Raw genomic sequence first — 20089 nt, forward strand, 5'->3', positions numbered from 1 at the left:
GCGCGGCACCCTGTCCGGCGGATGGCGCCGTCACCGGACCGTCTCTTCGGACGGCGCCTCCCAAACAGCGGCGGCCGTACGGTCGTCCGCGTACCCCTTGACCCTGGTCTGGGTGTCGGCGAGGAACGCCGCGAGCCCCGGCGGGGTCGGCGCGGCCCACCGTCGGGAGAGGTGGGCGAGGAGCTCGGGCTCGCCGCGCAACGGTTCGGCGAGGCCGTCGGAGCACATGAGCAACGTGTCACCCGGGCGGGCTACGGAAGCCCGGAACCGGAACGGTTCGCGGGGCGGCTCGGGGGCCGGCCCGTACGGGCTCGGCGGAGTGGGGATGCCGAAGTCCATGGTGAGTCGGTCGCCCTCGGGGGTCTCGGCGGGCAGCGCGCCGAAGCCGACGACCGGCTCGCCGACGACCTCACCGACCTGCGGCTCGATGTCCTGCCACGCGCCGTCCCTGAGCCGGAACAGTCCGCCGGGGCCGACGCCGAAGAAGACCCGGACACGGCACGCGGGGTCGCCGGGCAGCAGCAGGCAGCGCAGGCCCGCGGCGTACTCCCCCGGCGCCAGGCCCTGTTCGGCGGCGGTGGCGCGGAGCCGGCCCAGACCGCGGTCGGTGAGACGGTGCAGCCCCGACTTCAGGTCTCCCCTCCGGCTGGCCCTCATGTCCTCCACGAGCCGGACATGACTGCGGCCCACGGCCCGCCCGATCCAGCGGCACACCTCGGCGGCCGCCCGGTGCGCGCCCGGCGTGGCGCGGGTGCCGGTGGCCATCGCGACCAGGACCAGCGCCTGATCGCCGCTGCCGAAACGGGCGGTGAGCAGCGAGTCGCGGCGGGGCTCGCCCCGATACCGCGCGGAGTCGCCGCGCACGGACACCGCCCGCAACGTGCAGGTCCCGTACCGGGCCCCGTCCAGCACGGTGTCCGCGACGAGATCGTCAAGCCCGTCCGGATCGGCGGCCGGCAGCGCGGTCGGCTCGGCGTCGTAGGTGGGCGGTCCGGACCCGAGATAGGCCTTCGCGGGGGGCAGCCCGTGCGGCGGGGGCGGCCCGGCGGGGGCGGGTGGGGGTGCGGGGGGCTGGTCGTGCGGGAGCGGTGGGGCGCCCGGAGGCAGGGGTGCGCGGTCGGGGAGCGGAGGTGCCGACTGCGGCTGCGGCGGGGCCTGCGGGGCGCCTGGGGGCTCGGCGGGACGGGCGCTCCGGGTGGGGGGCGGCGTCTCCGGCGGGGACTGCGGGAGGGGTGGGGCCTCGGGCGGTGCCGGGACGGTGTGCGCCGACGCCGGGGACGTACGGTCGTCCGGGGCGAGGCCCTGGGACGTCCGTACGTCGAATCCCGGTGGCAGTGGGCCGGGCAGGTACGTCGTCGGTCCGGTGGGCGGGTCCGACGGTTCCCGGGGGGTGCTGGGCGGCGCGGGGGGACGGTCAGTCGGAAGGCCGTCGCCGGCCGCCTCGGCTGCCCCGACCGGCCCAGCACCCCCAGCCGGCCCAGCCGGCCCAGCCGCCGAGGGCTGTTCCCCCGTCTGCTTCCCCGCCCTCCAGTCGGGCCACCCCGTCGCCTCCTGGCGCGGCCCCGGCACGGAACCGGCCGTCCGCGGCTCCGCCTCGGCCGGTGCGTCTGCCGGCACGGCGCCGGCCGAGACCGCGTCGGCGGGAACGGCGCCGGTCGGGGCGGCGGAGCGTCCCGCCGGACCCCCGGTGCGGACCGTCCCGGCCGCCGACGCGAATCTGTCGTCCAGCGAGTCCGCGGCGGCCGTGGGGCCGGTGTCCTCGGCGGTGTCGTCGTACAGCTGAGCCCACCAGTCGTCCTCGTGGCCGGTGGGCCTTCCCCCCTGCTGGCTCATGCCCCTGATTGTCCACCGCGAGGCCCGTGGGAGAACGGGGCATCCGGAAAATGCCTCCGGACCCGCGGAGGGAAGGAACAGGCGTGCGAGCGGCGGGGGCGAACCGGCAGCGCTGACCGGCGGCGCCCCGTCCCTCGAACTGCCCCTTCGGCCCGCTTCCGGCAGGCTGGGCAGATGGGAGCGTGGGAACTCCTGCTGGTCGGTCTGATCATTCTGCTCGGCCTGTGCGGAGTGCTGGTGCCAGGCCTGCCGGGATCGTGGCTGGTGTGGGCCGCGGTCCTGTGGTGGGCTCTGAAGGACCCCCAGCCGGTCGCCTGGCTGGTGCTCGTGGGTGCGACGGTCGTACTCTTCCTGTCCCAGGTGGTGCGCTGGGCGCTGCCGCCGCGTCGCCTGAAGTCGAGCGGAGCCACCCACCGGATGGCCGGATACGCCGGAGCGGGCGCCTTCCTCGGTTTCTTCCTGGTGCCGGTGCTCGGTGCGATCCCGGGTTTCCTCGGCGGCATCTACCTCTCCGAGCGGCTCCGCCTGGGACGCGCCGACGCGGCCCGCGCCTCCCTGCGCACGGTGATGCGGGCGGGCGGCTCCAGCATCCTCGCGGAACTCTTCGCCTGCCTGCTGATCATGGGAGCATGGCTGGGAGCGGTGCTGTGGGGTGGGCCCCGGTAGTCCTCGCGTCCTGAACCCAGGAGCCGATGCGCAGCACCCGGGAGGCGTGGTTCGCTGCTGTGCATGACCGAATTCAGCGAGGCCGAGCGCGCCTACCTCAGGTCACAGCGGCTGGGGCGGCTGGCCACCGTCGACCCGCAGGGCCGGCCGCAGGCGAACCCGGTGGGCTTCCATCCGCAGGACGACGGCACGATCCTGGTCGGCGGTCACGCCATGGGCACGACCAAGAAGTGGCGCAACCTCCAGAAGAACCCGAAGGTCGCCCTGGTCGTGGATGACATCGTCAGTGAGCGCCCGTGGCGGGTGCGCGGGGTCGACATACGGGGTGAGGCCGAGCTGCTGACCGGGCCGCACGACCTCGGGCCCCACTTCAGCGAGGAGGTCATCCGCATCCATCCTCGCCGGATCCACAGCTGGGGCCTGGAAGACGACGGCTCCTAGGCTCGCCGTCTCCGGGGGTTGCCGACTCCCGGAGTCGCCGGCTCCTCTGCTTCCCGGCTTCCCGGCACCCGGGACGCGCCCGGCGGCGCTGCGGCCTCGGCCCCTTCCAGCGTCAGCAGCCGTACCTTTTGCTCCAGACCGCCCGCGTAACCGGTCAGTGAGCCGTCGGCGCCGATGACGCGGTGGCAGGGCCGCACGATCAGCAGCGGGTTGGCGCCGATGGCCCCGCCGACGGCCCGTACGGCGGCCCGTGGGGCTCCGACGCGGGCGGCGATCTCGCCGTAGGTCGTGGTGGCGCCGTAGGGAACCGCGTCGAGGGCGGCCCAGACGCGCATCCGGAACGGTGTGCCCTCGGCGCGCGTCTCCAGCCGGAACTCCTTCAGCTCGGCGGCGAAGTAGGCGGCGAGCTGCTCCTCGGCGGCGCGGAAGGGCCCGGGGTCGCGCCGCCACCCGTCCTGGACGTTCCGGCCGCCCTTCTGCCCCGGGACGGACAGCGAGGTCAGCGCGCCGTCCGGGCCCGCGGTGAGGAGCAGAGGACCGAGCGGGCTGCCGACGCTAGTGAAGTACATGGGGTTCCTCCGCTGCACGCAGGTGGTGAAGGGCGTACGTCCGCCAGGGACGCCAGCTGTCGGGGACGTCGGCGTCGGGCGGCGCGACGTCGGGGTCGCCGAGGGCACGGGCCCGGATCACCGCCACGGTACGTCCGTCCAGGCCGGGCAGGGTGAGCAGCGCCTCCTGGGCGTCGTCCCGGTCGACGCCGGGGTCGAGCCGTACGGCGCCGTCCGCGAGGGCCGTGGCGAGCCGGCCCAGGGGGCCGCCGGTGTCGGCGAGGGCGGCCGGTTCGGGGAAGAGGTGGGTGAGGCCGCCGCAGGGCGCGTCCAGCGTCTTGCCGTGCGCGCGGACCAGGGACGCGGCCTCGGCGCGGCCCACCAGCGCGCGCACCGCGTACTCCTCCGGGTCGGCGGCGCCGGGCGCGCGCAGTCCGGGCCGGGCGGCGACGAGCGGGGCGAGCCGCGGGTGCGCGCCTAGCCGCTCGTCGACGGCGTACGGGTCGGCGTCGAGGTCGAGGAGCCGGCGCAGCCGCTGAACGGTGGTGGTGAGGTCGCGCGGGTCGGTGAGGTGCAGGCGCGCGTCGAGCCACCCGCCGGGGTGGACGGCGGCGCCGGGCACGGAGCCCGGCCGTTCCTCGACGGCGACGATCCCGGTGCCGTACGGCAGGCGGAGGGTCCGGCGGTAGGTCCGGCCGCCCGGCGGACCGCTCACTTCCTCGACTCCGGGCACGGCCTCGCGTTCGAGCAGGTCGAACACCGGGCCGGGCTGGTAAGGGCCCCGGTGGGCGAGCCGCAGCGGGATCCCGGCTCCCGGCGCGGCCGTACGGTCCTGGCGCGGGGCGGCGGCCCGCAGCTGGGTCGGGGTGGCGGCGTACACGGCCCGGATCGTGTCGTTGAACTGGCGCACGCTGGCGAAGCCGGACGCGAAGGCGATCTCCGTGACCGGCAGGCGGGTCGTCCGCAGCAGGACCCGAGCGGTGTGCGCGCGCTGTGCGCGGGCGAGGGCGACGGGCCCCGCGCCGACTTCGGCGGTGAGCTGGCGCTGTACCTGACGGGCGCTGTATCCGAGGCGCACGGCCAGCCCCGCGACGCCCTCCCGGTCGACGACCCCGTCGCCGATCAGCCGCATGGCGCGGCCCACGACGTCGGCGCGCACGTTCCACTCGGCGGACCCCGGACTGGCGTCCGGCCGACACCGCCGGCAGGCCCGGAAACCCGAACCCTGCGCGGCGGCGGCCGTCGCGAAGAACCGCACGTTCCGGCGTTTCGGCGTCACGGCGGGGCAGCTGGGCCGGCAGTAGATGCCGGTCGTCTCGACGGCGAAGTAGAACGCGCCGTCGAACCGGGCGTCCCGGCTGCGAACCGCCTCGTACCTGCTCTCCTCGTCCATCACGGGTCCCAGTCTTCGCCCGCGGGGAGAATGCTGCTAGCGGAAATCGGACATGACGGTGAGGGTCCGGACCCGTTCCTCTCACCGGCGTGTGCCGGGCGGGCCCGACCGGACCGGGCGAAGCTGGACCAGGCACGACCGGACCGCCGAGCCGGACCGGGCCCAGCCGGACGGCCGGGACCGAGGCCAGGCAAGGCCGACCGCGGCCGGAGCCTGGGGCCGCGCAAGGCCGGACCGGGGCCGGAGCCGGGGAGGTCGGGGCCGGGCCTGGGGCCACGCAGGGCCAAACCGCGGCCGGAGCCGGGGCCGTGCAAGGCGGACCGCGCCCGGAGCCTGGGCCGCGCAAGGCCGGACCGGGGCCGGAGCCGGGGAGGTCGGGGCTGGGGCCGCGCAGGGCCAAACCGCGGCCGTGCAAGGCGGACCGCGGCCGGGGCCAGGCCCAGGGCCACGGCCGGAGCGGGCCGAGCAGTCCGGACCGAGAGCCGGCCCGAACAGGCCGGAGTGCGGCGGGGCCGAGCAGTCCGGCCCCGGCCCGGACGAGGCTGTGCCAGGCCGGGACCGGCAAGGCCTGGCACGCGGCGGCGCCGTCCCCCTCACCGCCCCGGTGTCGCACCGCGCCCGCACGGCGACGCGGCCCGGCTTCGCTCCCCTGCCCCCTCGGCCGGCGCGGCGGCCCGGTCCGGCCGACGACGCCCGCCGTTCACCACTCCCGCGCGCGCTTGGCCCGCCCGGCGGCTCGCCCGGCGGCCTGCTTGCGTTTCCAGTCCTGCCGGACGTCGCCGCGGAGCCGGGCGTCGGACTTGGCGACGATCCACTGGTTCTCCCGGACGAGTTTGCGGTAGCTGTCCAGCCGTCGGACCGGCAGGTCGCCGCTCTCCACGGCCACGAGCACCGCGCAGTCCGGTTCGCGCTCGTGGGCGCAGTCCTGGAAGCGGCAGCGGCGGGCGAACTCCTCGATCTCGGCGAACACCCGGCCGACGCCTTGTCCTGCGTCCCACAGCCCGACGCCGCGCAGTCCGGGCGTGTCGATGAGGACGCCTCCGCCGGGCAGCGGCAGCAGGTTGCGGGTGGTCGTGGTGTGTCGCCCCTTGCCGTCCATGTCGCGGGTGGCCCGCACATCCATGACGTCCTCGCCGACGAGCGCGTTGGCGAGGGTCGACTTGCCCGCGCCGGACGCCCCCAGCAGCACGGACGTGCCCCGGCCGAGGAGTGCGGCCAGCTCCTCGACGCCGTGCCCCGCCATGGCGCTGGCGGTGAGTACGGGCACGCCGGGCGCGCTGTTCTCGACGTCCTCGACGAGGTACGCGAGCGCGGCGGGGTCGGCGACGAGGTCGGCCTTGGTGAGCACGACGACCGGCTGGGCGCCTGACTCCCAGGCCAGCGCCAGGAACCGTTCGACGCGCCCGAGGTCGAGTTCGACGGCGAGCGACAGGGCGACGATCGCGTGGTCGACGTTGGCCGCGAGGATCTGCCCCTCGGACCGCTTGGACGAGGTGGAGCGCACGAAGGCGGTACGACGCGGCAGATACGCCCGTACGTAGCGCGGGCTGCCGTCGGTGTCCACGGCGACCCAGTCTCCGGTGCACACGACCCGCAGGGGGTCGTGCGGGGTGACGAAGGCGGTGTCCGCGCGGACCACGCCGTCGCCGGTGACGACGTCGCACTGCCCGCGGTCGACGCGGACGACACGGCCGGGGAGCAGACCCCGCTCGGCGTGTGCGGCGAACTCGGCCGCCCATCCCTCGTCCCAGCCGTAGGGGGCGAGCGGGTGGGACGGAGCCGGGGAGGAGGAGAGGTTCAAGACAGACCCTTCACAGGGGCGGTCCCGGCGGCGCGCTCAGGGGCGCGCGGAAGCTCGTGTGGTCAGCCGGAGACCGCGGAGGTGGGGTGGACGAACGTCTGGTGGCTGCGAAGAGCACCCGTGTCGGCGACAGTCATCGGTCACACCTCCTGATCTGCGTCATGTACGTCAAGCACGCCGTCCGTGTCATGGCCGGCGGCGGCCGGGTCGAGCGCCGTCAGGATAGGAGCACGCCGGCGACCGCCGCCATCCGTTTTCCCCGGCCCGGCTGCCGTCCCGCCGCGACGGGATCGCAGGTCCCGTGACGCACATCACATCATTCGGCCGATGTCTTCCACGCCCTCCTCCGGTCTGAAGGAGCGACTGTCCCGCCGCAGGAAAGGACGCGATCGCCATGAGCGCCCCCGTGAAGGGCCCCGCCGGCTACTTTCCCTCGATCGAGAAGAAGTACGGCCGCCCGGTCGCCGCGTGGCAGGAGCTGATTCGCACCTCGCCGCTGACCCGGCACATGGAGCTGGTCACCTGGCTCAAGTCCGAGCACGGTCTCGGTCACGGCCACGCCAACGCCCTGGTCGCGCACACCCTCGCGGAGGCCGCAGGCCGCTGAACCGTCCCTCCCGGGGGGACACCTGAGTGGGCCGGGGGCGGAGGCATGGCCCTACCGCTCCGGGGAAGCCGCAGGACGGGGGACGCCAGGGCAGGGGAGGGTGTCGCCGCCCGAGCGGCCGCACGGCGGTAGGCTGCATGTCAGACAAGCGCCGTTTTCCGTCCGTGCCACGCCAGGACGAAGCAGACGGTCGGCGACCGCGGAGGAGACCGAGTGTGGATGGCACGAGCGACTGGGGGAATTCCTCTCCCGCGCACGGCAGTGCCGTGCTGGAGGTGAGCCCGTTGTCCGGTCGTGCCGGAATCCGCGTCAGCGGCGAGATCAGCGTGGCCACCCGCCCGTCCTGGGAGGGCGCGCTGGCCGAACTGGCCCGCCGGCACGCCGACGTGTCGTACGTGGAACTGTCCCGCGTGGCCTTCGTCGACGTGGCGGGGGTCTCGGCGCTCGCCGTCACCGCGATGAACCTGCCGGCCGGACGGGTCGTCGTGGAGTGCCCGCCCCCACAACTGTCGCGCGTGCTGGCCCTGTTCTGGCCGACGCTGCACGGGATCGAGGTGGCGCCGCGATGACCTCGGTAGCCGACGAGAAGTTCGTCCACCCGGCGCTGTTCTACCGCACCGGGCAGGACTACGCCGACCACACGGTGCCTTTCGTCCGGGAGGGCCTGGCCCTCGGCGAGCCCGTGGCGGTGGCGGTACCGGGCCCCAATCTGGAGATCATCAGCGACGGACTGGGTCCGGACGCCGAGGATGTCCTCCTCCTGGACATGACCGAGGCGGGCCGCAACCCCGGGCGGATCATCCCGGGCGTTCTGCGCGCGTTCGCCGACGCCCATCCGGACGCGCGCGTCCGGATCATCGGGGAGCCGATCTGGGCCGGCCGCAGCTCCGTGGAGTACCCGGCGTGCGCGCAGCACGAGGCGCTGATCAACGCGGCCTTCGAGGGCCGGGCGGCCACGATCCTGTGTCCGTACGACGAGAGCCGCCTGGACCCGGACGTACTCGCCGACGCGCGGATCACCCACCCCACCCTGATCGCCGGGGGCCGTGAGCGGGCCAGCGAGGCCTACGACTGGCAGGCCGTGGTCGACCGTTACAACGAGGCGCTCGTGCCCGCGCCGGACGCCGCCGTCTTCTCCTTCGGCTCCGCCGAGCTGCCGGAGGCCCGCCACTTCGCCGTCGACCGGGCCGCGCGGCTGGGCCTCGCCGGGCAGCGGCTCCAGGACACGGAACTCGCGGTCGCGGAACTGACGACCAACAGCGTGATCCACGGCGGGGGCCAGGGCACGCTGTGGATCTGGGCCGAGGCGGGGCAGGTCGTGTGCGAGGTCCGCGACCAGGGCCGACTGACCGACCCGCTGGCCGGCCGCAGGCCGCCGGGACGCGGACAGATCGGCGGCCGGGGCCTGATGCTGGTGCACTACGTGTCCGACCTGGTGCGCCTGCACACGTCACCCGACGGCACAACCGTGCGGTTCTACGTCGGCATATAGGGACGTGGGCTCGTAGACGCCGCCTGCGGAGAGATGGCCAGTGAAGACGCGGGCCTGTGGGACGTGGGTTGTCGCACGTCCCACAGGCACAGCGGCTGAGCGCGTGTCCCCCCTTCCGGCGCTGACGGTCGGTCAGGGCGCCCCGGTCACGGTCCCGTCGGCGGCCATGACTCCGAAGGAGCGTCCCGCCTGCCGGAATCACGGAGATGGTCCGCCTAGCATCTAGGGGCCCGCGCCGCGGGCTCCGGCCGCCGAGGCCGCAGACGCCCCCTGATCCTCACGGGAGCCGAGCCCCCATGCGCCCGACCGGCCGTCACCGAGCCCCGCTCTCCGGCTCCGCCGCCCTCCAGGACAGCACGCTCCTCCACGGTCCCGAACCGCGCGCCGCCGTAGGGCACTTCGGCCGTCGCCGCTTCCTGACCCTCACCGCCGCCGCGGCGGCCCTCGCCTTCGCCACCCATGTCCCCGCGCGGGGCGCGGCCGCCGTCGCCCGGCTCGACCCGGCGAGGATCTCCGAGGACCCCTTCACCCTGGGCATCGCCTCCGGTGACCCGCTGCCCGACTCCGTGGTCCTGTGGACGCGGATCGCGCCGGCGCCGTACGAGCCGGGCGGCGGGCTGGCCGGGCAGAGCGTCACCGTGGAGTGGGAACTGGCGCGGGACGAGCACTTCGGCCTGGTGGTGCGCGGCGGGACCGCCCTCGCGCTGCCCGAGTACAACCACACCGTCCACGTCGACGTCACCGGCCTCGACGCGGGACGTCCGTACTACTACCGGTTCAGGACGGGCGCCTGGACCAGCGAGACCGGCCGCACCCGCACCGCGCCCGCCCCCGGCGCCACCCCCGGCTCGCTGGCCTTCGCGGCCGTGTCCTGCCAGGCGTACCACGACGGGTACTTCACGGCGCACCGGCACCTCGCGCAGGAGGACATCGACGTGGTCTTCCATCTCGGGGACTACCTGTACGAGTACCCGGTGAACTCGGCCGGCGGCGCACGCGACTACCCGGACCGGGTGCTGCCCGCGGTCTTCGACCGGGAGACCGTCACCCTGGAGGACTACCGGTTGCGGTACGCCCTCTACAAGAGCGATCCCGACCTGCGTGCCGCCCACGCCGCCCATCCCTTCGTCGTCGCCTGGGACGACCACGAGACCGAGAACAACTACGCCGGCGCCGTCGACGAGCACGGCGGTCCGCCCGCCGCGTTCCTGCTGCGGCGGGCCGCCGCCTACCGGGCGTACTGGGAGCACCAGCCGCTGCGCTCCGAGCGGTCGCCGGTCGGAGCCGACATGCCGCTGTACCGGCGTCTGCACTGGGGCTCACTCGCGCAGTTCGACATCCTCGACACCCGCCAGTACCGCTCCGACCAGGCCTACGGCGACGTCCAGCACGCGCCCGGCCCGGAGTCGGACGATCCGGCGCGCACCATGACGGGCGCGGCCCAGGAGAAGTGGCTGCTCGACGGCTGGCGGGCGTCCGACGCCGTGTGGAACGTGATGCCGCAACAGGTCTGCTTCTCCCAGCGCAAGCTGAGCACCGGCGCGCAGGCGCCGATGTCGATGGACGCCTGGGACGGCTACCGCGCCTCCCGCGGCCGCGTCCTTGCCGGGGCGCGGGCGGCGGGGGTGCGCAACCTGGTCGTGCTGACCGGCGACGTCCATGTGGGCCACGCCTTCGACATCAAGGCCGACTTCGACGACCCGGAGTCGAGAACACTGGGCGCCGAGATCGTCGCCACGTCCGTCGCCAGCGGCAAGGACGGCACCGAGCGGCCCGCCGACTGGCAGACGTGCCTCACGGCCAACCCGCATCTTCGCTTCTACGACGGCCGGCGCGGCTATGTCCGGGTGGAGATGACGCCGGACGCGGCCCGCGCCGACTTCAGGACGCTGGCGGCGGTGACGACCCCCGGCTCCCCCGCCTCCACGGCGGCGTCCTTCGTCACGGAGGCGGGCAGTCCCGGCCTGACACCGGTGTGACGCGCCGGTGCCGCTCGGCGCGGTCGCCGGGCGGTGCCGCTCGGCGGCGGGTCACGACAGGGTGCAGGGCTCCCCGTTCAGGCTGAAGGCGTACGGTGCCGTGTTCTTCTTCTGCCAGGAGGCGAGGAAGCCGAAGGAGAGGGTGCCGTCCGCCGGGACGTCCTTGTTGTAGTCGGCGTTGGAGGCGGTGACCCGCGAGCCGTCCTGGCCGACGCTCGCGTCCCACATCTGGTCGACCCGCTGGCCGTCGCGGAAGGACCAGGCGACCCGCCAGGAGTCCAGCGCCTCGGCGGTGGTCACGGTGACGGTGGCCTGGAAGCCGTCGGGCCACTGGTTGACGAGGTCGTACGCCACCTCGCAGGCCGCCGTGCGCGCGGTGGACGACGAGGTGCCCTGGGGTTCCGGATCGGGCCGGGTCGTCGCCGACGGCAGACCGCCACGGGAGGACTTCGGCGAGCGGGAGGCGGTGCCCGCGCCCGCGCCGGTCGACGACGGTGAGGTGTCGGGCGCGGCGGACGGCCCGGACGGGATCCCGGGGCCGGCCACCGGCGTGCTGTCGGTGGGGGGGTCGCCCTGCGCGAAGTCGTCGCTGTCGCCGAACGGCATCAGCGACACGGCGAGGGCCAGCGCGGAGACGAGGACGGCGGCGACGAGCAGGCCGTTGCGCAGGGTGCGCGCCTTGTCCGCGGCCGGGTCGTCCCACTCGCCGTCCGGGTCGGGCCCGGCGGGGCGGCCCGCGCCCATCCGCACCTCGGCCGCGCGGCGGCGGCGCTCCAGATAGGCCAGTCCGCCCCAGCCGATCACCCCCTGGGCCAGTGCCGCGGGCAGCCCGCCGCCGTGCAGCCGCAGGCAGGCCGCGGCCTCCGCGCACTCCACGCAGGTGGCGAGGTGCCGGGAGAGGTCCTCGGGCGTCTCGGCGACGGGCGAGCGGGTGACGGCGTCGAGGAGCCGGACATAGCTGCGGCACTCGGCGTCCATCGGCATGTCGAGATGGTTGCGGTGGCAACGGTCCCGGAACAGCCCGCGGACCTGGTTCAGTTCCTCCATCGCGGCGGCCGGGTCCAGCCCCTGCCGGCGGGCGACGGCGCGCAGCGGCAGCGCCTCCACCTCGGCCAGCCACAGCAGCGCGGCGTCCGGCTCCTGCATGTCGCGCAGCCCGCGCAGGGCGATGGGCCGGCGCAGGGGCGGTCCCGTGTACCGCGCGGCCTTGTCGGAGTTCAGCCACAGGCGCAGGTCGGGGTCGAGTTTGTGGCCCTGCCCCCGAGCCTCCCAGGCAGCCGCCGTGGTGCGTACGGCGGTCAGCAGCAGGGGTGTCCGGGGCAGGCGGGAGGCCCGGCGGCCGGCCCCGTGCCGGGTGCCGTCCTCGGCCGCGCGGGCTTCGCGTATGCCGAGTGCGAACGCCTCGCGGGCCAGTTGGCCGGCCGCGGTCGACCCGGAGGTGCACAGGTCGGCGTACGACAGGACAGCGTCCCAGCACTCCGAGAAGAGCGCGGCCTCGGCGGCGTCCTTGGGGGTCGGCAGGTCGGGCATGAATCTCCTGCATCCAGGAGCGAGGTCAACTCGACATGTCGGCAATGGAGTTGGGGGGAACCTCGCGGCAGGCCAGAGCTTTTCACGACTCCCGCACAACTGACAAGCGCCCTGTTCAGATGTCGGATGAGGGCGGCCGCGGCCTTGGACCAGGGCCTCTCGTCCTCCGGTACGGACGCGGACCGCCCTGCGACTCAACGCGGTGGAGCCTTCTCTCCCGGCGCGGGTCCGTCAGACGCTCGAGGGTTCGTCCTCCGTGGCCGAGGGCTGGTTCGCCGGCAGGCTGTCCATGAAGGAGCTGACGGAGAAGACGGCACGGCCGGGGCCGGGCGGGCCGTAGCCGGGGGGCGAGGCGAGGCCGAACTCGTCCATCGTGGCGCGGTAGGCCTCCAGCAGGCGGATGTGGTACTCCAGCGGCGCACCCTGCGGGTTGGCCTTGCCGAGCGGGGTGGTCGGCTCCGGGCACCAGGTCGTGAACCGCGGTGTGATGCCGTGCGACATGAAGAAGCGCAGGCCCTCGGTGGTGGACGCGATCGCCTCGTCGACCGTGGTGAAACCGAACGGCTCGGCCATCTCCACACCGGCGACGAAGTTGGGGATGACGTTGCGCGCGCCGAAGATCTCCGCCGAGTCGAGAATGCGCTTGTGCCACTCGTCGCGGCCGACGTAACGCTCCTTGCCCGGGCAGTACAGCTCGAACAGCCGGCGGTCCCAGACCTCGTAGTTGGGGTGGTAGATCTGCACGCCGTGGTCCTTGAAGCGCTGCACGTCGTCGCGCGGGAGGGCCTGGGCGACGACCTTGCCGATCCAGCGGCCCGGGAAGCGCTCCTCGATGGCCTTGGCGTAGTGACCGTAGAAGTCGGCCTCGTCGCGCCCGGCGACCGTCCTGGTGATGGCGCCGCCGGTGAGCGTGTAGGCGGTGGAGACCTTCGCGGTGTCGTAGCGGTCGATGATCTCCAGGGCTTCGAGGACCTCCTCGACGTCCTTGACTCCCGTGTACGGACGACCGGCGGCCTTGTGCTGGCGCCAGTTGTGGTTGATGTCGCAGTACTGGCACTCCTCCTTGGCGCCGAAGTACTGGCAGACCCGGAAGACGGTCAGGTAGATCAGATAGCCCCACTGGATGGTGGGGGCGACCTCCATGACGGACTTCCCGTTGGAGAGCTTGTGCCGGTAGTACTCGGGCATGGGCGGCACCCCGACGTCCGAGATCCGCTTCCCGTCGAGGTAGAGGCCGAGCATGCCGTCCTCGTCGGCCGCCACCCGGTACGGCGAGGCGGGGTTCACCCGGACCGAGACGACCGTGCGCCGCAGGTCGTAGGGGCCACCGGTGAGGATGATCTCCTCGGGCGGTCGGCGCAGCGCGGCCTCGCCCAGCTCGGGGAGGGTGCCGTGGTCGAAGGAGAAGATGAAGTACGACTTCGGCTTGACCTCGCCCCCCTCGTTGTCGCTGAGCGCGGAGGGGTCGAAGGCCACGCCCCCGCGCAGCAGGTCCTCCTTGAAGACGGCCTCCCGCGGAACATGCGGAAACCGCTCCATCAGATCCTCGACCAGCGCGGTACGGCTGCCCATCGTCTCTCCTCCCGACTCAGGCGTACGACTCCTCACGGTATGCCCCCGCTCGCGCGGGGGTGGGGGCGGGGGTCTCGTGCTGTGGGCACGGTAGGTTCCACCTGGGAATTCCTGGTTCTCGATCTCCTCGGGAGGGCGACGGCATGGCCGAGACCGTGACCAACTGGGCGGGCAACATCACGTACGCCGCCAAGGAGCTGCACCGTCCTGCCTCGCTCGACGCGCTGCGCTCGCTCGTGGCGGCGAGCCCGCGGGTGCGCGTGCTGGGCAGCGGGCACTCCTTCAACGCGATAGCCGAGCCGGGCGCGGACGGGGTGCTGCTGTCGCTGGGCGCGCTGCCCGCCGAGGTCGAGGTGGACTCCGCGGCACGGACCGTGCGGGTCGGCGGCGGGGTGCGGTACGCCGAGCTGGCCCGACGGGTCCACGCGCACGGGCTGGCGCTGCCGAACATGGCCTCGCTGCCGCACATCTCGGTGGCCGGCTCGGTGGCGACCGGCACGCACGGTTCGGGGGTGGGCAACGGTCCCCTCGCGGCGCCGGTGCGGGAGGTGGAGATCGTCACGGCGGACGGGTCGACGCTCGTGATCGGTCGGGAGGACGAGCGGTTCGGCGGGGCCGTCACCTCACTGGGCGCCCTCGGCGTGGTCACCGCGCTCACCCTCGACCTGGAGCCGGCCTTCGAGGTCGAGCAGCATCTGTTCACCGAGCTGCCTCTGGACGGGTGGGACTTCGAGACCGTCGCGGCGGCCGCGTACAGCGTGAGCCTGTTCACCGACTGGCGGGCGCCCGGGTTCCGGCAGGTGTGGCTCAAGCGGCGCACCGACCAGCCCCTGGCCGGTTTCCCGTGGGCGGCGCCCGCCACCGAGGCACTGCATCCGGTGCCGGGGATGCCCGCGGTCAACTGCACGGAGCAGTTCGGGGTGCCGGGACCGTGGCACGAGCGGTTGCCGCACTTCCGCGCGGAGTTCACCCCGAGCAGTGGGACCGAGTTGCAGAGCGAGTATCTCTTGCCCCGCGAGCACGCCGCCGACATCGTGTATGCGATCGACGGTATTAGGCAGACGGTCGCCTCCGTACTACAGATCTGCGAGGTGCGCACGATCGCGGCGGACGAACAGTGGCTGAGCCCGGCCCACGGGCGGGACTCCGTCGCCGTGCACTTCACCTGGGTGGACGACACCGCTGCCGTACTGCCGGTGGTGCGGGAGCTGGAGGCCGTACTGGAGCCGTTCGGGCCCCGGCCGCACTGGGGCAAGGTGTACCGACTGCCCGCCGCCGAGATACGTGGCCGGTATCCGCGGATCGACGACTTCCGGGCGCTGGTCCGGGAGCTGGACCCGGCCGGGACGTTCACCAACGCCTTCGTACGGGACGTCCTCGCCGGGTGAGCCACCGGTCGGCCGCACTTTGCCAACCCCCTTTCCTAACCGCTTGCCGAAGCCACGGGCACCCCATAGCCTGACGCCGCGCCGGTGCCGAACCGGCCCCGCCACGTCGGCCACAGCGGCACATCGGTCCATCGGTCCATCGGTCCATCGGCATGCCGACATGGAAGAGAGGGGGGCTCCGCGGTGAAGCGCACCTCCCGTGACATCCGTACCGCGAACCGCTACGAGGTGCTGCGCCAGATCATCGCCAGGTCCCCGACCTCCCGGCAGGAGCTGGCGGCGGCCACCGGCCTCAGCCTCGCCACCGTCGCCACCCTGGTCGGCGAGCTGCTCGACCTGCGCATGATCACGGAGGTCGGCTTCGAGGACTCGGCGGGCGGCCGGCCCCGCGGCCTGGTGGCCGTCAACGCCGCCGGGGGCGCGCTGATCGGTGTGGACATCGCGGAGACGTACGTCCATGTCGAGCTGTTCGACCTCGCGCTGAACGTGCTGGCCCGCGCCGAGGAGGACATCCGCCCCGGCGGGAGCCACCCGGAGCAGGTCGTGGCCCATGTCGCGGCGGCCGCCGGCTCGGTCGTCGAGCAGGCCGGCGTCGAGGCGGCCCGGGTGCTCGGTGTCGGCGTGAGCGTGCCGGGCCAGGTGGACCGGGACAGCGGGATCGCCGAGTACGCGCCCAACTGGAACTGGCACGAGGTGCCGTTGCTCGACCTGCTCTCCGAACACATCCCCTATCCCCTTTATCTGGACAACCCGCTGCGTGCCTGCGCGGTGGCCGAGCTGTGGTTCGGCGCCGCGCGCGGACACGGGGACGCCGTGGTCGTCAACCTGGGCACCGGGGTCGGCGCGGGGCTGGTGCTGGGCGGCGGACTGCACCGGGGGGTGAGCAACAGCGCCGGCGAGTGGGGACACACCACGCTCGTGCTCGACGGGCGGCTGTGCCACTGCGGCAACCACGGCTGTGTGGAGACGTACGTCGGAGCGCCCGGCATCATGCAGAATCTCCGCGAACTCAGCCCTCGCAGCCCGCTGTTGCATCCGGAGGACCAGACGGCCACCGTCGACGCCCTGGCCCGCGGGGTCGCCGAGGGCGATCCGGTGGCCGCCGAGGTGGTCCGGGACACCGCCCGCTATCTGGCCGCGGGCGTCGCCGACCTGGTCAACCTCCTCAACCCGGAGGTCGTCGTGCTGAGCAGCTGGGTCGCCGCCCGGCTCGGCGAGCCCCTCCTCGACGAGGTGCGCGTGGCGGTCGCCCGACATGCGCTGCGGCGCCCGCTGGCCTCCACGGAGATCGTTCTCTCGCCGATTCCCACCGACCCCGTCTGCCTGGGCGCGGCGACGTTCGCCCTCGAAGGGACGCTGGAGTCGGTGGGGCAACGGAACACGCGGCGCCAGGCGGCCGTCAGGAACCGTACGGCACCGATAACCTGAGGAGAGCGGGAGGCGGGCGACGGGCAGCGGAAGGCGCGCGGCCCGCACGCACCCGTGCGTCCTCCCTCTGACGGCCGGGACGGGGCGGCCTGCCTCCGGCGCCGCGCGGCAGCGTCCTGGTCTCGACGGCGGCGTCGCGCGGCGCGGCTCGGGAGGGCGCCGGCCGGCCGTCCCCCGGGGCGCCGTGCGGTCGCGCCCCTGGGAGGGCGCCCCCGTACGGCTTCCCGAGGTGATCGCGCGGACCGTCCCCGCCACTCACATTCCTCGCGTCCGGCATTTCGAACGCCGCACAACTGCTGGACAGACTTCGTCCAACCCCTTGCCGAAGCCTTGTCCGAAGGCTAGCGTCCCGCCCGCGACACCTTCGGAGCCTATGGGCGCCGATGCCGTACGAGCCGCAGCCGTACTCGAACGGCCGCATCCATCGTGCCCCCGTTGTCGGTGTTCCTCTTCGTCCAGCGCCGGCTGGTGCAGGGGATCGCCCACCGGCATCAGGGGCTGAGCAAGGAGACCGATGTCTTTGCGCACCTCCTCCGCCCCCGGCGTCGCCCGAGCCGGGGGCTCTCCCTCGGCCGTCCCCTACGTCGAGGACGTGTCGCCCGGCACGGGGGCCCTCCCGCCCCGCGCCTGGTACCCGTCGTCGAGCGCCATGTCGCTCTCACTGAACGGCAGCTGGCGCTTCCGTCTGTCGGCGACGGCCGACGCGCAGGACGAGTCGTTCGCCGCCGCGGGCTACGACGCAGGGGACTGGGCCGAGGTCGCCGTCCCCGGTCACTGGGTCCTCCAGGGTCACGGATCCCCCGTCTACACCAACCACCTCTACCCCTTCCCGGTCGACCCGCCACGGGTGCCGACCGAGAACCCCACGGGCGATCATCTGCGGGTCTTCGACCTGCCCGAGGAGTGGCCCGCCCTCACCGAGGGCGACGCGGTCCTGCGCTTCGACGGGGTGGAGTCCTGTGCCCGGGTCTGGCTGAACGGCACGGACATCGGCGAGTTCAAGGGCTCGCGGCTGCCGCACGAGTTCGCCGTCGGCCATCTGCTGGAACCTGCGGGCAATGTGCTGGCCGTCCGGGTGCACCAGTGGTCGGCGGGCTCGTACCTGGAGGACCAGGACCAGTGGTGGCTGCCGGGCATCTTCCGTGACGTGACCCTGCTGCACCGCCCGGCGGGCAGCGCCCGCGACTTCTTCGTGCACGCCTCCTACGACCACGTGACGGGTGAGGGCACCCTGCGCGTCGACTCCGACGTCGACGGGCGGGTGACCGTGCCCGCCCTGGACATCGATGTCGCGACGGGCCGACCGGTGACCGTCCCCGTCGAGCCGTGGAGCGCGGAGACGCCCCGGCTGTACGAGGGCGAGCTGGCGACCGAGGGCGAGCGGATCCCGCTGCGCATCGGTTTCCGCACGGTGTCCCTGGACGACGGCCTGATCAAGGTGAACGGCACGGCCGTGCTGTTCAGGGGAGTCAACCGGCACGAGTGGCATCCCGTGCGGGGCCGCGCGCTCGACCTGGAGACGATGCGCGAGGACGTGCTGCTGATGAAGCGGCACAACATCAACGCCGTCCGCACCTCCCACTACCCGCCGCACCCCGCCTTCCTCGACCTGTGCGACGAGTACGGGTTGTGGGTGATCGACGAGTGCGACCTGGAGACCCACGGCTTCGTCGAACAGGACTGGCGCGACAACCCCGTCGACGACGACCGATGGACCCCGGCTCTCCTCGACCGAGCCGCCCGCATGGTCGAACGGGACAAGAACCATCCGTCGGTGGTGATCTGGTCGCTGGGCAACGAGGCAGGCACCGGCCGCGGCCTGACCGCCATGGCCGAGTGGATCCGCGGCCGCGACACCTCGCGCCTCGTCCACTACGAGGGTGACCTCGACTGCCGTGACACCGACATGTATTCGCGGATGTACGCCTTCCACGACGAGGTCGAGCGCATAGGCCGGCGCCTGGACGGCGGCTCGGCGAGGCGGCGCCGACTGCCCTTCATCCTGTGCGAGTACGGCCACGCCATGGGCAACGGCCCCGGTGGACTCGCCGACTACCAGCGCCTGTTCGAGGCGCACGAGCGCCTCCAGGGCGGCTTCGTGTGGGAGTGGATCGACCACGGCATCGAGGACGGCCGGTACGGCTACGCGTACGGCGGGGACTTCGGCGAGGAGCTGCACGACGGGAACTTCGTCTGCGACGGCCTGCTTTGACCAACGCCCATGACTTCGCCGACCTTTCGGCCCTCACCTTCGCATGGTCGTACCAGGTGGACGGCGAGACCGTCGGAACCGGCGCGCTGGACGTGCCGCCCCTGGCTCCGGGCGAGGCGGCCGACGTCAAGCTGCCGGAACCGCCGGTGGACGCGCGGGGCGCCGAGACGTCGTGGACCGTGCGGGCGCTGCTGGCGGACGACACCGCGTGGGCGGCGAAGGGCCATCCGGTGGCGTGGGGGCAGTTCACGGCGGCCGCCCCTCGGAGGCCGGTCGTCGTCCCTGCCGACGCCCCCGTGGCCGGCGAACGGCTGACCACCCTCGGCCCGGCCGTCTTCGACGCCCGCACCGGCGCGCCGACCTCGATCGGCGGGGTGTCCCTCGAAGGGCTGCGCCTCGATGTGTGGCGGGCGCCCACCGACAACGACGACGGCGCCGAGTGGCAGCCGGACACCCGCTACGGCGTGCTGTGGCGCAAGCTGGGCCTGCACCGCATGCGACACCGGGTGGACGCAGTCGATGTGGATGACGAGGCGCTGACGGTACGGACCCGGGTGGCGCCCGCGGCCCGCGAGGTGGGCCTGGCCACGGTGTACCGCTGGACGTCCGACGGCAACCGGCTGAAACTGACGGTGTCCGTGTCACCCGAGGGGGACTGGACGTTGCCGCTGCCCCGGCTGGGCATCCGCTTCGGACTCGCCGAGGCCGATCGGGTCACCTGGTTCGGCGGCGGGCCGGGCGAGGCGTACCCGGACACCCGGGCGGCGTCGATGGTCGGTCGCTGGCAGTCGACCGTGGACGATCTACAGACGCCGTACGTCCGTCCACAGGAGAACGGCGCCCGTGCCGACGTCCGCTGGGCGGAGATCGGCGGACTGCGTGTCGAGGGCGACCCGGAGTTCTGGTTCAGCGCCCGGCGCTGGACGAACGAACAGCTCGACGCGGCCCGGCACCGCACCGACCTGACGCCCGGACCGACCGTGTGGGTCAACCTCGATCACGGTCAGCACGGCATCGGCTCCCAGTCCTGCGGTCCCGGCCCGCTGCCGCGCCACTTCCTGAACGCCGGCCCCGCCGTGTTCTCCTTCGTGTTCACGGAGACCGGCTGAACCGGCGGCCCAGCAGTTCCCCTGGCGGCCGGGCCACGACCCGGCCGTCAGGGCCGTGCCCGGTCTGCCGCCACGGCACCGGGGTCCCTT

General features: G+C 73.7%; 14 protein-coding genes and 1 pseudogene. 9 read left to right on the forward strand and 6 right to left on the reverse strand.

Translation table 11 applies throughout. The features are described from left to right. Nucleotides 1-30 precede the first annotated feature (30 nt). Entirely contained in the window at nucleotides 31-1833 is a 1803-nt protein-coding gene (locus ACZ5Y0_RS24515; protein WP_469130824.1) for a protein phosphatase 2C domain-containing protein, read from the reverse strand. A gap of 174 nt (nucleotides 1834-2007) precedes the next feature. Here ACZ5Y0_RS24515 and ACZ5Y0_RS24520 point away from each other — a divergent pair, with 174 nt between their 5' ends. Together ACZ5Y0_RS24520 and ACZ5Y0_RS24525 are read left to right on the forward strand one after the other, a co-directional pair. Further along, nucleotides 2008-2499, forward strand: a complete 492-nt coding sequence (locus ACZ5Y0_RS24520; RefSeq protein ID WP_469130825.1) for a DUF456 domain-containing protein — start codon at nucleotides 2008-2010, stop codon at nucleotides 2497-2499. Between the two features lie 63 nt (nucleotides 2500-2562). Next, nucleotides 2563-2940, forward strand: coding sequence for a PPOX class F420-dependent oxidoreductase (locus ACZ5Y0_RS24525; protein WP_469130826.1), 378 nt, complete (start codon nucleotides 2563-2565; stop codon nucleotides 2938-2940). Here the strand turns inward: ACZ5Y0_RS24525 and ACZ5Y0_RS24530 are convergent. From ACZ5Y0_RS24530 to rsgA, 3 genes are all read right to left on the reverse strand, one after another. After that, nucleotides 2937-3509 carry a methylated-DNA--[protein]-cysteine S-methyltransferase gene (locus ACZ5Y0_RS24530; protein WP_469130827.1) on the reverse strand — a complete coding sequence of 191 codons (573 nt, stop codon included), beginning with the start codon at nucleotides 3507-3509 and terminating at the stop codon, nucleotides 2937-2939. The two genes, ACZ5Y0_RS24525 and ACZ5Y0_RS24530, sit on opposite strands and share 4 nt — an antisense overlap. Next, nucleotides 3496-4881, reverse strand: coding sequence for a DNA-3-methyladenine glycosylase 2 family protein (locus ACZ5Y0_RS24535; protein WP_469130867.1), 1386 nt, complete (start codon nucleotides 4879-4881; stop codon nucleotides 3496-3498). The genes ACZ5Y0_RS24530 and ACZ5Y0_RS24535 overlap by 14 nt, the downstream gene beginning before the upstream one ends. Nucleotides 4882-5581: 700 nt before the next feature. Then, nucleotides 5582-6682 (reverse strand): ribosome small subunit-dependent GTPase A, encoded by a 1101-nt coding sequence (gene rsgA, locus ACZ5Y0_RS24540; protein ID WP_469130828.1) that lies wholly within the window; start codon nucleotides 6680-6682, stop codon nucleotides 5582-5584. 394 nt (nucleotides 6683-7076) lie between these two features. Here rsgA and ACZ5Y0_RS24545 point away from each other — a divergent pair, with 394 nt between their 5' ends. The 4 genes from ACZ5Y0_RS24545 to ACZ5Y0_RS24560 all read left to right on the forward strand — a co-directional run bounded on the left by ACZ5Y0_RS24545 (nucleotide 7077) and on the right by ACZ5Y0_RS24560 (nucleotide 10760). Continuing rightward, complete coding sequence (locus ACZ5Y0_RS24545) at nucleotides 7077-7289, forward strand: DUF4287 domain-containing protein (RefSeq protein ID WP_469130829.1); 213 nt, start codon at nucleotides 7077-7079, stop codon at nucleotides 7287-7289. A gap of 215 nt (nucleotides 7290-7504) precedes the next feature. Continuing rightward, a complete protein-coding gene (locus ACZ5Y0_RS24550; RefSeq protein WP_469130830.1) occupies nucleotides 7505-7858 on the forward strand; it encodes an STAS domain-containing protein in 354 nt (117 codons plus the stop codon). After that, on the forward strand, nucleotides 7855-8781 hold the full coding sequence (locus ACZ5Y0_RS24555; RefSeq protein ID WP_469130831.1) for an anti-sigma factor RsbA family regulatory protein: 927 nt from the start codon (nucleotides 7855-7857) through the stop codon (nucleotides 8779-8781). Before ACZ5Y0_RS24550 ends, ACZ5Y0_RS24555 begins: the two co-directional genes overlap by 4 nt. 296 nt (nucleotides 8782-9077) lie before the next feature. Next, a complete protein-coding gene (locus ACZ5Y0_RS24560; RefSeq protein WP_469130832.1) occupies nucleotides 9078-10760 on the forward strand; it encodes an alkaline phosphatase D family protein in 1683 nt (560 codons plus the stop codon). A gap of 51 nt (nucleotides 10761-10811) precedes the next feature. On the opposite strand, the gene ACZ5Y0_RS24565 is transcribed toward ACZ5Y0_RS24560, so the two are convergent. Both ACZ5Y0_RS24565 and ACZ5Y0_RS24570 read right to left on the reverse strand, forming a co-directional pair. After that, a complete protein-coding gene (locus ACZ5Y0_RS24565; RefSeq protein ID WP_469130833.1) occupies nucleotides 10812-12290 on the reverse strand; it encodes a cellulose binding domain-containing protein in 1479 nt (492 codons plus the stop codon). Between the two features lie 231 nt (nucleotides 12291-12521). Then, on the reverse strand, nucleotides 12522-13862 hold the full coding sequence (locus tag ACZ5Y0_RS24570; protein ID WP_469130834.1) for a radical SAM protein: 1341 nt from the start codon (nucleotides 13860-13862) through the stop codon (nucleotides 12522-12524). A gap of 143 nt (nucleotides 13863-14005) precedes the next feature. Here ACZ5Y0_RS24570 and ACZ5Y0_RS24575 point away from each other — a divergent pair, with 143 nt between their 5' ends. The 3 genes and pseudogenes from ACZ5Y0_RS24575 to ACZ5Y0_RS24585 all read left to right on the forward strand — a co-directional run bounded on the left by ACZ5Y0_RS24575 (nucleotide 14006) and on the right by ACZ5Y0_RS24585 (nucleotide 19999). Continuing rightward, nucleotides 14006-15250: an FAD-binding protein gene (locus tag ACZ5Y0_RS24575; RefSeq protein WP_469130835.1), complete on the forward strand. Its 1245-nt coding sequence runs from the start codon at nucleotides 14006-14008 to the stop codon at nucleotides 15248-15250. 183 nt (nucleotides 15251-15433) lie between these two features. Beyond that, complete coding sequence (locus ACZ5Y0_RS24580; RefSeq protein WP_469130836.1) at nucleotides 15434-16678, forward strand: ROK family protein; 1245 nt, start codon at nucleotides 15434-15436, stop codon at nucleotides 16676-16678. Between the two features lie 514 nt (nucleotides 16679-17192). Continuing rightward, nucleotides 17193-19999: pseudogene (locus ACZ5Y0_RS24585) on the forward strand (glycoside hydrolase family 2 TIM barrel-domain containing protein). Nucleotides 20000-20089: the final 90 nt, after the last annotated feature.

It is taken from the genome of Streptomyces sp. NPDC033216, from assembly GCF_055577115.1.